The sequence below is a fragment of the Streptomyces sp. NPDC051563 genome (assembly GCF_044454225.1).
GTDB lineage: Bacteria > Actinomycetota > Actinomycetes > Streptomycetales > Streptomycetaceae > Streptomyces.
In genome coordinates, this window is the sequence record NZ_JBITDL010000004.1 from 272424 (window position 1) to 285309 (window position 12886).

At 72.7% G+C, this 12886-nt stretch carries 6 protein-coding genes; 1 reads left to right on the forward strand and 5 read right to left on the reverse strand.

All coding sequences use genetic code 11. The features are described from left to right. Window positions 1-42: 42 nt before the first annotated feature. From ACIA8F_RS07245 to ACIA8F_RS07265, 5 genes are all read right to left on the reverse strand, one after another. Window positions 43-999, reverse strand: a complete 957-nt coding sequence (locus ACIA8F_RS07245; RefSeq protein WP_399377247.1) for an FAD binding domain-containing protein — start codon at window positions 997-999, stop codon at window positions 43-45. Continuing rightward, the gene (locus ACIA8F_RS07250; RefSeq protein WP_399377248.1) at window positions 996-3590 is read right to left on the reverse strand and encodes a molybdopterin-dependent oxidoreductase; all 2595 of its coding nucleotides are present in this window, start codon (window positions 3588-3590) and stop codon (window positions 996-998) included. The genes ACIA8F_RS07245 and ACIA8F_RS07250 overlap by 4 nt, the downstream gene beginning before the upstream one ends. Before the next feature lie 448 nt (window positions 3591-4038). Further along, a complete protein-coding gene (locus ACIA8F_RS07255; RefSeq protein ID WP_399377249.1) occupies window positions 4039-5499 on the reverse strand; it encodes a glutamate synthase subunit beta in 1461 nt (486 codons plus the stop codon). Continuing rightward, window positions 5492-10042: a glutamate synthase large subunit gene (gltB, locus tag ACIA8F_RS07260; protein WP_399377349.1), complete on the reverse strand. Its 4551-nt coding sequence runs from the start codon at window positions 10040-10042 to the stop codon at window positions 5492-5494. Before gltB ends, ACIA8F_RS07255 begins: the two co-directional genes overlap by 8 nt. A 376-nt stretch (window positions 10043-10418) precedes the next feature. Next, the gene (locus ACIA8F_RS07265; protein WP_399377250.1) at window positions 10419-11150 is read right to left on the reverse strand and encodes a VIT1/CCC1 transporter family protein; all 732 of its coding nucleotides are present in this window, start codon (window positions 11148-11150) and stop codon (window positions 10419-10421) included. A gap of 280 nt (window positions 11151-11430) precedes the next feature. Here ACIA8F_RS07265 and ACIA8F_RS07270 point away from each other — a divergent pair, with 280 nt between their 5' ends. Beyond that, window positions 11431-12417 carry an ADP-ribosylglycohydrolase family protein gene (locus ACIA8F_RS07270; protein WP_399377251.1) on the forward strand — a complete coding sequence of 329 codons (987 nt, stop codon included), beginning with the start codon at window positions 11431-11433 and terminating at the stop codon, window positions 12415-12417. The last annotated feature ends 469 nt before the right edge of the window (window positions 12418-12886 follow it).

A 12886-nucleotide genomic window follows, 5' to 3' on the forward strand; every position in this document is an offset into this window, starting at 1 on the left:
GAGCACGGCGCCCTGCTCCCTGGGCCACGGCCCCCGCCTCCGTCAGGCCGCTTGCCGCGCGGCCCGTTCCAGCACCTCCAGCACGGTGTCGCGGAACAGCGTGGCCTTGTAGCCGGTCTGCGGCAGCGGCCGGCAGCGGGCGAGCACCGTCGCGGCCGCCGCCTCGAGCAGTCCGGGGGTGACCTCCCTGCCGATCAGGACGGTCTCCACCTCCGGCAGCCGCAGCGGAACCCGCGCCACTCCGCCCGCCGCGACGGCGGCGTGCGTGACGGTGGCGCCGTCCAGCGCGAGCCGGGCGGTGGCCTCGACCAGGGGCCATTCGCCGTGGGCCCGGCTGGTGGCCCGGTGGTAGGCGGCGCGCTCGCCCGGCAGGGGCGGCGGCAGCAGGACGGCGGTGAGGACGCGGTCCGGCGGCAGCAGGTGGTCGGCCTGGTGGAGCCGGTCGCCGTCCCCGTACAACCCGGCCACCATGCGCGGCGATTCCCCGTGGATCTCGGCCCCGGCGTCGTAGGTGAGCAGGGCCGTCGCGAGGGTCGAGGGGTGCGGGGCCACGCACGGGCCGTCGCCGCTGACCACACCGAAGTGGTGGTCCCCCTCGCGCGCGGGGCAGCCGGAGCCGCCCTTCTGGAGGCAGCTGAAGTGCGGATTGCGGTAGTACCAGCAGCGGTTGCGCTGGAGCAGGTTGCCGCCCAGGGTCCCGGCGGCACGGATCTGCGGGGTCGCCGCGGCCCCGGCCGATACCGCCAGGGCCGGCCAGCCGGAGCGCACCCGCGGATCGGCGGCCAGTGCGGCGAGCGTGGTCAGGGCGCCGATCCGCAGCCCGCCGCCGGGCAGCGGCGTACAGCCGCGCAGGCTGCCCGCGCCGTCGAGGTCGGTGAACGGGCCGGCGGCGATGCCCGCGCGGTACCGGGCGCCGGTGTCGGTGCCGCCGGCGCGCAGCTCCCCGCCGCGCGTCAGGACGGCGGCCGAGAGGTCGGTGAGGGTGGGCTCGGTGCTCACGTACCCAGTCCTTCCAGGATCCGGTCGGGGCGGATGGGCATGTCGTACGGGCGCCGGCCGGTCGCGTCGTGGACGGCGTTGGCCAGGGCGGCCGCGGTGGGCAGGGTGGAGATCTCCCCGAGGCCGACTCCGCCGCCGGGGACGTGGGCGAAGCCCTCCTGGTGGAAGTGGACGGTGATCTCGGGGGTGTCCCCGATGCCGGGGATGCGGTAGTCCTCCAGGTTGTCGGTCAGCACCCGTCCCGTGGCCGGGTCGGTGCGCCGCTCCTCGAACAGGGCGTAGCCGACGCCCTGGACGACGGCGCCCTCGCACTGGCTGCGGGCGAGCCGTTCCTCGTGGATGCGGCCCGCGGCGATGCCGCTCCACACGCGCAGCGGGCGGATCCGGCCGAGCCGGGTGTCCACCTCCACTTCGGCGACCTGCACCGATCCGGTGAAGCCGCGGCCGATCGCGATGCCGCCCATGGTCAGGTTGAGGGGGGTGACGAAGCCCCGGCGGTCGCGGGGGCGCCGGCCGGTGACCCGTACGCCGTTCGCAAGGCCCAGCCGAGCGGCCACGTCACCGTCATCGCCGCCGTGACCGGGGCCGTCACCGTCACTGCCGCCGCCGAGCGCCGCGCGCAGCCGTTCGGCGGCGTCCAGGGCGGCGGGCACGATCGACGGCGTGGTGCGGCTGCCGCCCGAGGTGGGTCCGTGCACCGTGTCGCTGTGCCCGACCTCGGCGCGCACCCGCTCCTGCGGCACGCCGAGCCCTTCGGCGACGGCCCGGCGCAGCACGGTGCGCGAGCCGGTGCCCATGTCCTGCACGGCGCAGCGGGCCACCACGATCCCGTCCTCGACGGTGAGCTCGACCTCGGTGACGGGGTCGAGGAAGTACAGCCAGTTGGCCGCGGCCACCCCGACGCCCCGGCGGAACCGCCCGGTGCCGCCGCGGGTGCCCGACCAGGCGGGGAGGGCCGCGGCCAGGTCGTACAGCGCGTGCCGTTTCGGATTGCCGTCCCAGCGGCGCCGCAGGGCGATCGGATCCTCTCCCAGCCGGTGGGCCATCTCGTCGACGGCCTGCTCCAGCGCCCAGCACATCGTGGGGCCGCCGGGGCCGCGGAAGGGCGCGCCCGGGGGCCGGTGGGTGACGGTGTCGAAGTCCCGCAGCCGGCGCGGGGCCTTGCCGTACATGAACCGGGCCAGCGCCGCGACGGTGCCGCCCACCGCGACCCCGCCGTCGGTGTCCACGTCCATCGCCAGCGCGCTCAGCCCGCCCCCGGCGTCGGCGGCCATCGCCAGCCGGATCCGGGTGCCGGGCCGGTACCCGCCGTCGGTGAGCTCCTCGGCCCGGTCCAGCACCACCCGTACCGGCGCGCCGTGCAGCCGGGCCAGCTCCACCGCGGCGACCACGTCGGAGGTCAGCCCCATCTTGCAGCCGAAGCCCCCGCCCACGTGGACGGCCCGGGCCACCACCCGGTCGAGGGGCACGCCGAAGCGTTCGGCGGCGAGTACCGCCACCTGCCTGACCGACTGCGTGGACACCTCCAGATGGAGGGTGCCGTCGTCCCACCGGGCCAGGCAGGCGTGCGGTTCGAGCGGGGTGTGCGTCTGCGCGGCGGTCGTGAACAGCCCCTCGACCACCCGCTCGGGGCTGTTCCTGCGGGCCTCGGTGATCCGGCGCACCGCCGTGGCGGGCCGCTTGCTCATGGCCGAGGGCCCGCGCCGGTTGCCGCGCCAGCGGGCGGGCGTCAGCTGCGGGGCCTCACCGGATCCGGGCGCCAGCTTCCGCGCCGCCTTGTCCTCGTAGACCAGCGGCCCTTCACCGGCCCGCGCCCGGTCCACGTCGAGGGCGGCCGGCAGCACCTCGTACTCCACGGTGACCCGCCCGGCGGCCGCCAGCGCGGAGACCCGGTCGGGCCCCGCGACCGCCGCCACCGGCTGCCCCACGTAGCGGACCACGCCGTCGGGCGGGAGCATCGGCACCACGGCGACGTCCCCGGCCTCCAGGGACCGTACGTACGCATGCGCGTGCGGCGACCGGATGATCACCCCCTCCAGCAGCCCCTCGGGCAGCTGATCGGTGGTGTACCGGGCCGACCCGTCGACCTTCTGGGGAGCCTCGGCGCGCGGAACGGCGGCCGTCTCCCCCTCGTAGTCCCCCGCACAGGCCGCCGCGACGGCGCTGAAGATCCCCTCGTAGGCCCCGCACCGGCACAGGTGGCCGGCCAGTGCCTCCGCGATCTCCTCCCGCCCCGGCCTGCTCCGCCCGTGCGCGGCCCGCCACCGCTCGAAGAACGCGGCCGCCTCCACCACGAACCCGGGCGTGCAGTACCCGCACTGGAGGGCGTCCTCACCGGCGAAGGCACGCCCGACCGGGTGCCCCGCCAGACCCTCCACCGTCGTCACCCGCCGCCCGCCCAGCCGCACCGCCGGCGTCAGACACGCCACCCGCGGCTCCCCGTCGACCTGGATCGTGCACGCCCCGCACACCCCGCCGGCACAGACCAGCTTGGTCCCGGTCAGCCCCAGCTGCTCCCGCACCACCTCGACGGCGGCCGGATCACCGTCCACGTCCACCGTGCACGGGACGCCATTGACCTCGAACTCCACGGGAAGCACTCCTCAGCGCCGGGGGCGGCGACCCCCACCCATCCGAGGCTCGCCTTCACCCCCTTGATAACCCGCCCCCACCCACCCCGCAGCCCGAAGCCCGGCGAACGGCCGCAGCCCGCCCACCCCACAACGCCACAACGCCCGCCACCCCTGGTCGGGGACGTGGCGGGCGTCGTGTCGGAGTGCCGCACTTCGTTGTACGGACCGTATGAGGGGTCCCGGCCGGGGCCGGGGGTACTGCTGGGCCTCAGTGACCACCCGACGGCCGGAGGCCGGCGCAGCCGGGCGAAGCCCGGGAGGCCGCCTGCGGCCGAGCGGTGCGAGCACGGCGTCCGGAAGGAGTCGTGGCGGGCGTCGTGTCGGAGTGCCGCACTTCGTTGTACGGACCGTATGAGGGGTCCCGGCCGGGGCCGGGGGTACTGCGCGTCGGGCTGGGTGGTACGGGTCAGACGGTGATCGAGCGGTCCGTCGGCTTGACCGGGTACGGGAGGGCGCTGGTGCCGGTCAGGAAGCGGTCCACGCCGCGGGCGGCCGAGCGGCCCTCCGCGATGGCCCACACGATCAGCGACTGGCCGCGGCCGGCGTCACCGGCGACGAAGACGCCGTCGACGTTGGTCGCGTAGGAGGCGTCGCGCTCGATGTTGCCGCGGGCGTCCATCGCCAGGCCGAACTGCGCCGTCAGGCCGTTCTCCTGGTCGGTGCCGGTGAAGCCCATCGCCAGGGTGACCAGCTGCGCGGGGAGGACGCGCTCGGTGCCGGGCTTCTGGACGAGCTTGCCGTCTTCGAAGGCGACCTCGACCAGGTGGAGGGCCTGGACGTTGCCGTCCTCGTCGCCCTCGAAGTGGGTGGTGGAGACGGAGTAGATCCGCTCGCCGCCCTCCTCGTGAGCAGAGGTGACCTTGTACAGCATGGGGAAGGTCGGCCAGGGCTGGCCGGCCGGCCGGTCCTCGGAGGGACGCGGCATGATCTCCAGCTGCGTGACCGAGGCCGCGCCCTGGCGGTGGGCGGTGCCCACGCAGTCCGCGCCGGTGTCGCCGCCGCCGATGACGACCACGTGCTTGCCCTCGGCCGTGATGGGGGGCGCCATGAAGTCGCCCTCCTGGACCTTGTTCGCGAGGGGGAGGTACTCCATCGCGAAGTGGATGCCGTTCAGTTCGCGGCCCGGGACCGGGAGGTCGCGGGAGATCGTCGCGCCCGCCGCGATGACGACCGCGTCGAACCGCTTGCGCAGGTCGGTGGCGGTGATGTCGCGGCCGACCTCGACGCCGGTACGGAACTTGGTGCCCTCCGCGCGCATCTGCTCGATGCGGCGGTTGATGTGCACCTTCTCCATCTTGAACTCGGGGATGCCGTAGCGCAGCAGCCCGCCGATGCGGTCGGCGCGCTCGTACACCACCACGGTGTGGCCGGCCCGGGTCAGCTGCTGGGCCGCGGCGAGACCCGCCGGGCCGGAGCCGATGACCGCGGCGGTCTTGCCCGACAGGCGCTCGGGCGCCTGGGGGGTGACGTCGCCGTTGTCCCACGCCTTGTCGATGATCGAGACTTCGACGTTCTTGATGGTGACGGCCGGCTGGTTGATGCCGAGCACGCAGGCGGACTCGCACGGAGCGGGGCACAGACGGCCCGTGAACTCCGGGAAGTTGTTCGTCGCGTGCAGACGCTCCGAAGCCGCGGTCCAGTCCTCGCGGTACGCGAAGTCGTTCCACTCGGGGATCAGGTTCCCAAGCGGGCAGCCGTTGTGGCAGAACGGGATGCCGCAGTCCATGCAGCGGCCGGCCTGCTTGCTGATGATCGGCAGCAGCGAGCCCGGAACGTAGACCTCGTTCCAGTCCTTGAGGCGCTCGGCCACAGGACGGGTGCAGGCGGTCTCGCGCGGGGTGGTGAGGAAGCCCTTCGGGTCAGCCATTGGTCGCCGCCTCCATCATCTTCTCCGTGGTCTCGGACTCGGAGAGTCCGGCGAGCTCAGCGGCGTCCTTGGCGGCGAGCACTGCCTTGTACGTGGTCGGGATGATCTTGCTGAAGCGGGCCGCCGAGGCGGTCCAGTCGGCCAGGAGCTTCGCGGCCACGGTCGAGCCGGTCTCCTCCTCGTGGCGGCGCACCACATCGTGCAGCCACTGGGAGTCGGTGTCGGAGAGGGCCTCGAGCGCGCCCGTGTTGCCGACGTTGACGTTGGCCGGGTCCAGGTCGATGACGTACGCGACGCCGCCCGACATGCCCGCCGCGAAGTTGCGGCCCGTCTCGCCGAGGACGACCGCGGTGCCGCCGGTCATGTACTCGCAGCCGTGGTCGCCCACGCCTTCCGAGACGACCAGCGCGCCGGAGTTGCGGACGCAGAAGCGCTCGCCGGTGCGGCCGCGCAGGAACAGCTCGCCGCCGGTGGCGCCGTAGCCGATCGTGTTGCCCGCGATGGTCGAGTACTCGGCCAGGTGGTCGGCGCCGCGGTCGGGACGGACCACGACGCGGCCGCCGGAGAGGCCCTTGCCGACGTAGTCGTTGGCGTCGCCCTCCAGGCGCAGCGTGACGCCGCGCGGCAGGAAGGCGCCGAAGGACTGACCCGCGGAGCCGGTGAAGGTCAGGTCGATGGTGTTGTCGGGCAGGCCCGCACCGCCGAACCTCTTCGTGACCTCGTGGCCGAGCATGGTGCCGACCGTGCGGTTGATGTTGCGGATCGCGACCTGGGCGCGGACCGGCTGGGCGGTCTCGGCCGAGTCGGCGTTCAGCGCGTCCGCGGCGAGGCGGATGAGCTCGTTGTCGAGCGCCTTCTCCAGACCGTGGTCCTGCTCGATCAGGGCGTGGCGGACCGCGCCCTCGGGCAGCTCCGGCACGTAGAAGAGCGGCTCCAGGTCGAGGCCCTGCGCCTTCCAGTGCGTGACGGCCTTGCTGGTGTCGAGGAGCTCGGCGTGACCGACGGCCTCCTCGATCGTGCGGAAGCCCAGCTCGGCGAGGAGCTCGCGCACCTCCTCCGCGATGAACTCGAAGAAGTTGACGACGAACTCGGGCTTGCCGGAGAAGCGGTCGCGCAGGACCGGGTTCTGGGTGGCGATGCCGACCGGGCAGGTGTCCAGGTGGCAGACGCGCATCATGACGCAGCCGGAGACGACGAGCGGCGCGGTCGCGAAACCGAACTCCTCGGCGCCGAGCAGCGCGGCGATGATGACGTCGCGGCCGGTCTTGAGCTGGCCGTCCGTCTGGACCACGATGCGGTCGCGCAGCCCGTTGAGCAGCAGGGTCTGCTGGGTCTCGGCGAGGCCGAGCTCCCAGGGACCGCCCGCGTGCTTCAGCGAGGTGAGCGGGGAGGCGCCCGTACCGCCGTCGTGGCCGGAGATGAGGACGACGTCCGCGTGGGCCTTGGAGACACCGGCCGCGACCGTACCCACGCCGACCTCGGAGACCAGCTTCACGTGGATGCGGGCGACCGGGTTGGCGTTCTTGAGGTCGTGGATCAGCTGAGCCAGGTCCTCGATGGAGTAGATGTCGTGGTGCGGCGGCGGGGAGATCAGGCCGACGCCCGGGGTGGAGTGCCGGGTCTTGGCGACCCACGGGTAGACCTTGTGGCCGGGCAGCTGGCCGCCCTCGCCGGGCTTGGCACCCTGCGCCATCTTGATCTGGATGTCGTCCGCGTTGACCAGGTACTCGCTCGTGACGCCGAAGCGGCCGGAGGCGACCTGCTTGATGGAGGAGCGGCGCGCCGGGTCGTACAGGCGGTCCGGGTCCTCGCCGCCCTCACCGGTGTTGGACTTGGCGCCCAACTGGTTCATGGCGATGGCGAGGGTCTCGTGCGCCTCCTTGGAGATGGAGCCGTACGACATGGCGCCGGTGGAGAAGCGCTTGACGATGTCGGCGACCGACTCGACCTCGTCGATCGAGATCGGCGGACGGGCCCCCGTCTCGTCGGCCTTGAACCCGAAGAGCCCGCGGAGCGTCATCAGGCGCTCGGACTGCTCGTTCACCCGGTCCGTGTACTGCTTGAAGATGTCGTACCGGCGGTTGCGCGTGGCGTGCTGGAGGCGGAAGACCGTGTCCGGGTCGAACAGGTGCGGCTCGCCCTCGCGGCGCCACTGGTACTCGCCGCCGATCTCCAGCGCGCGGTGCGTGGCCGCGATGCCGGAGGCCGGGTACGCCTTGGTGTGGCGCGCGGCCACCTCCTTGGCGATGACGTCCAGGCCGGCGCCGCCGATCTTGGTGGCGGTGCCCGCGAAGTACGCGGCGACGAACTCCTCGTTCAGGCCGACGGCCTCGAAGACCTGCGCGCCGCGGTAGGAGGCGACGGTGGAGATGCCCATCTTGGACATGACCTTCAGGACGCCCTTGCCGAGCGCGTAGATCAGGTTCTTGATGGCCTGCTCCGGCTCCAGGCCGGACAGGAAGGTACCGGCGCGCAGGAGGTCCTCGACGGACTCCATGGCGAGGTACGGGTTGACCGCGGCCGCGCCGTAGCCGATGAGCAGCGCGACGTGGTGGACCTCGCGGACGTCGCCGGCCTCGATCAGCAGACCCACCTGGGTGCGCTGCTTGGTGGCGATGAGGTGGTGGTGCACGGCCGAGGTGAGCAGCAGCGAGGGGATCGGCGCGTGCTCGGCGTCGGAGTGACGGTCCGAGAGGACGATCAGGTGCGCGCCGTTCTCGATGGCCGCGTCGACCTCGCCGCGGATCTCGTCGATGCGGGCGGCCAGGGCCTCGCCGCCGCCGGAGACCCGGTACAGGCCCGAGAGGGTGGCGGCCTTCATGCCCGGCATGTCGCCGTCGGCGTTGACGTGGATGAGCTTGGCCAGCTCGTCGTTGTCGATCACCGGGAAGGGCAGGGTGACGCTGCGGCAGGACGCTGCGGTCGGCTCCAGCAGGTTGCCCTGCGGGCCGAGCGAGGACAGCAGCGAGGTGACGAGCTCCTCGCGGATGGCGTCCAGCGGCGGGTTGGTGACCTGCGCGAAGAGCTGGGTGAAGTAGTCGAAGAGCAGCCGGGGGCGCGCGGACAGGGCCGCGATCGGGGAGTCCGTGCCCATGGAGCCGAGCGGCTCGCCGGCGGTACGGGCCATCGGCGCGAGGATGACGCGGAGCTCTTCCTCGGTGTAGCCGAAGGTCTGCTGGCGGCGGGTGACCGAGGCGTGGGTGTGCACGATGTGCTCACGCTCGGGCAGGTCCGTCAGCTCGATCTCGCCCGTCTCCAGCCATTCGGCGTACGGGTGCTCGGCGGCCAGCGCGTCCTTGATCTCGTCGTCTTCGATGATCCGCTTCTGGGCGGTGTCGACGAGGAACATCTTGCCGGGCTGCAGGCGGCCCTTGCGGACGACCTTGGCCGGGTCGATGTCCAGGACGCCGACCTCGGAGGAGAGCACGACGAAGTCGTCGTCGGTGACCCAGTAGCGGCCGGGGCGCAGACCGTTGCGGTCGAGGACGGCGCCGACCTGGGTGCCGTCGGTGAAGGTGACGCAGGCGGGGCCGTCCCACGGCTCCATCTGCGTGGAGTGGTACTTGTAGAACGCGCGGCGGGCCGGCGACATGGAGGTGTGGTTCTCCCACGCCTCCGGGATCATCATCAGCACGCTGTGCGGGAGGGACCGGCCGCCGAGGTGGAGCAGCTCCAGGACCTCGTCGAAGGAGGCCGAGTCGGAGGCGTCCGGGGTGCAGATCGGGAAGATGCGCTCGAGGGCGCCCTCGCCGAAGAGGCCGGAGGCCAGCTGGGACTCGCGGGCCTTCATCCAGTTCCGGTTGCCCTTGACCGTGTTGATCTCGCCGTTGTGCGCGACAAAGCGGTACGGGTGGGCCAGCGGCCACGACGGGAAGGTGTTCGTCGAGAACCGGGAGTGGACCAGCGAGATCGCGGAGGCGAAGCGGCGGTCGGAGAGGTCCGGGAAGAAGGGCTCCAGCTGGCCGGTGGTCAGCATGCCCTTGTAGACGATCGTGCGGGCGGAGAGCGACGGGAAGTAGACCCCGGCCTCGCGCTCGGCGCGCTTGCGCAGCACGAAGGCCTTGCGGTCCAGCTCGATCCCGCTCGTCCCGTTGCTCACGAAGAGCTGCGAGAAGGCCGGCATGGTGGCGCGGGCGCCGTTGCCGAGCAGGTCGGGGGTGACCGGAACCTCGCGCCAGCCGAGAACCGTGAGGTTCTCCTCGGCGGCGATGGCCTCGATCTGCTCCACGGCGACGGCCTGTGCGGGGCCGTCGGCGGGGAGGAAGGCGATGCCGACGGCGTAGGCGCCGGCCTCGGGAAGGTCGAAACCGGCCACCTCGCGCAGGAACGCGTCGGGGACCTGGGAGAGGATGCCGGCGCCGTCGCCCGAGTCGGGCTCGGATCCGGTGGCGCCTCGGTGCTCGAGGTTCCGCAATACGGTCAGCGCCTGCTCGACCAGCGTGTGGCTGGCCTCGCCGGTGAGGTTGGCCACAAAGCCGACGCCACAGGCGTCGTGCTCGTTGCGCGGGTCGTACATGCCCTGCTGGGCGGGGCGACCGTCCATGGGCGACCAGGCGGTGGTGCTGAGGCCGGTCGCGGAGTGCGTGGATGCGGAACGCATCGGCTCTCCCGTCGTCGTCGTGGCATATGTGCATAGCCGAGGGACGACGTTGGCCCTCTGCGAAATTTCGTGCAGATTACATGATGACGACAATCCCGAGAAGCGGATATGTCATTCCAGCATGCGGACACTGCGCGGAGCAGACAAGAGGGGACTTTCGCAGGTGTCCGGCCATCGGGACACGGGCCGAAGGTCCCGGCACGGGGCGGGCCTCATTGCCCGGCGCCCAGAATCTGATGCCCGGCGGACATGGGATCGAAACCGCCGAGTAACTGACTACTTATGTTGCGTACTGCATAGTGTCTCACTCCCTGCACGGTCAGCCTACGGCTCCGCCGATCCAGGTTCCCAGGATGTACGTCACACCCGCGGCCGCGCCACCCAGGACGAGCTGACGCAGTCCGCTGTACCACCAGGACCGGGCCGTGACCCGCGAGACCACCGCGCCGCAGAGGAAGAGCCCCACCAGGGCCGCGAGCACCGCGGGCCACAGGACGGTCGCACCGAGCAGGTAGGGCAGCAGCGGGACGAGCGCGCCGAGCGAGAAGGATCCGAAGGAGGACACGGCCGCGACCATCGGCGACGGCAGGTCGTCCGGGTCGATCCCGAGCTCCTCGCGGGCGTGGATCTCCAGCGCCTGCTCCGGGTCGCGGGACAGCTGCATGGCCACCTCGCGGGCCAGCGCCGGCTCGACGCCGCGCGAAACGTAGAGCTCGGCCAGCTCCTCCATCTCGTCGATGGGGTGCTTGCGCAACTGCTGGCGCTCTATGTCCAGTTCGGCGAGGACGAGCTCGCGCTGCGAGGCCACCGAGGTGTACTCGCCCGCCGCCATGGAGAAGGCTCCGGCGGCGAGGCCGGCCAGGCCGGTGACCACGATGACGTGCGGGGCGACGGCGCCGCCGGCCACGCCGGTCATCAGCGCGAGGTTGGAGACGAGCCCGTCCATCGCACCGAAGACCGCCGGGCGCAGCCATCCGCCGTTGACGTCACGGTGGGTGTGGTTGTCGCGGTGGGCGGTGTGAAGCGGCGCTTCGATATCGATGATGGACATGTAGAGCTATCTCCCCTTTTGTACGAGTGGGTGCACAGAGCTGTGCCATGGACGACGCGCGGACACCCACTCCCCCGGAACACCTCGAAACTACGCACGATTTTCGCCCTCCGCCAGCAAGGAAGGCCGTACTTACCTGGGGTTTTGGGGGTCGGCGACCGGGTGACGGCGACCCGCGGCGGGTGTTTTGCGACGAGCGACAAACCACATGCCATGGCACAAATCCCCCAAGGGCTCAATATGAGTCCCATCCAAGTGGGAGAGGCGCGCCATGGAGCTGATGAAGCAGATTGCATGCAATCCGCAGGTCCTCCTCGAACGGGCCCGGGGCGCTCTTCTCGGACTCGCGGTGGGTGACGCGCTGGGCGCCCCCGCGGAGAACATGAAGCCGTCGGAGATCCGGGCGAAGTGGGGCCGCATCGAGGGCTTCGTCTCGGACGACCCGGCGGGCACGGACGACACCGAGTACGCGATCTTCTCGGGCCTGCTGCTGGCCCGCCACGGATCGGCGCTGACGGTCGCCCACGTCGAACGGGCCTGGCACCACTGGATCGCGGACCTGGACGAGGGCCCGTTCCGCGGCGCGGGCTTCTCGGAACGCGGCACCCTGGAGAACCTCCGCCGGGGCCTGGCGGCCCCCATCTCCGCCCAGCACCGGCACGCCTGGTCGGACGGGCTGGCCATGCGGGCGGCGCCCTTCGGGGTCTTCGCGGCGGGCCGGCCCGCCGAGGCCGCCCGGCTGGTCGCCATCGACGGCTGCGTCAGCCACGACGGCGAGGGCATCTACGGCGGCCAGGCCGTCGCGGCAGGGGTCGCGGCGGCGATGGCCGGGGGCTCGGCGGCCTCCGTCGTCTCGGCGGCCCTCTCCGTCATCCCCTCGGACTCCTGGACGGCCCGTTCCCTGCGCCGGGCCGTGACGGCCGCCCCGCGCGGCGAGCGGGCGGTCCGCTCGGCGGTGGTCATCGGCGGCTATCCCTGGACCGACCTGGCCCCGGAGGCGGTCGGCCTGGCCTTCGGCGCGTTCGCCGCGTGCGGCGGCGACTTCGCCTCCTCCGTCCTCATGGCGGTCAACATGGGCCGCGACGCGGACACCACGGCCGCCGTGGCGGGCGCGCTCGCCGGCGCGATGTCCGGCGCCCCCGCCATCCCGGCCGCCTGGTCCTCGGCGATCGGCCCGGTCCGCGGCAGCTGCCTGCCCTCGATGCGCGGCTACCACGTCCTGGACATCGCGGACCTCCTCACCCCGGAAACCGAGACCCCCCGATGACCCTGACCCCCACCACCCCTCCCCCGAGCACCACCAACCCGCCCGAGGACACCACCCCCCTGACGCCCCCACTCCCGGAACCCGCCCCCGGGTCGGAGCCACCCTCGGAGGGCGAAGCCCTGGATGGGGCCGCCCGGGAGGACGACACCCGGACCGGGCGCGGCCCGGAGGACGACGGCCCGGGCGGGCCGGAGCCGCAGGCTGGCCTCCCGACCGGGCGCAGCTCGGAGGACGACGGCCCGGGCAGGCCGGACCCACAGGCCGACCTCCCGACCGGGCGGAGCCCGGAGGGCGACAGCCTGGGCGGGCCGGAACCGCAGGGCGGTGCCCTGACCAGGCCGGACCCACAGGCTGACGTCCCGACCGGGCGTAGCCCGGAGAGCGACAGCCTGGGCGGGCCGGAACCGCAGGGCAGTGCCCCGACCAGGCCGGACCCACAGGCTGACGTCCCGACCGGGCGCAGCCCGGA

What these genes read in the sequence shown, in the direction of transcription:
- ACIA8F_RS07270 (WP_399377251.1), top strand. Translation starts at nt 11,431, where the DNA reads ATGAAGCAGATTGCATGCAATCCGCAGGTCCTCCTCGAACGGGCCCGG.
- ACIA8F_RS07265 (WP_399377250.1), bottom strand. Translation starts at nt 11,150, where the DNA reads ATGTCCATCATCGATATCGAAGCGCCGCTTCACACCGCCCACCGCGAC.
- gltB (WP_399377349.1), bottom strand. Translation starts at nt 10,042, where the DNA reads ATGGACGGTCGCCCCGCCCAGCAGGGCATGTACGACCCGCGCAACGAG.
- ACIA8F_RS07255 (WP_399377249.1), bottom strand. Translation starts at nt 5,499, where the DNA reads ATGGCTGACCCGAAGGGCTTCCTCACCACCCCGCGCGAGACCGCCTGC.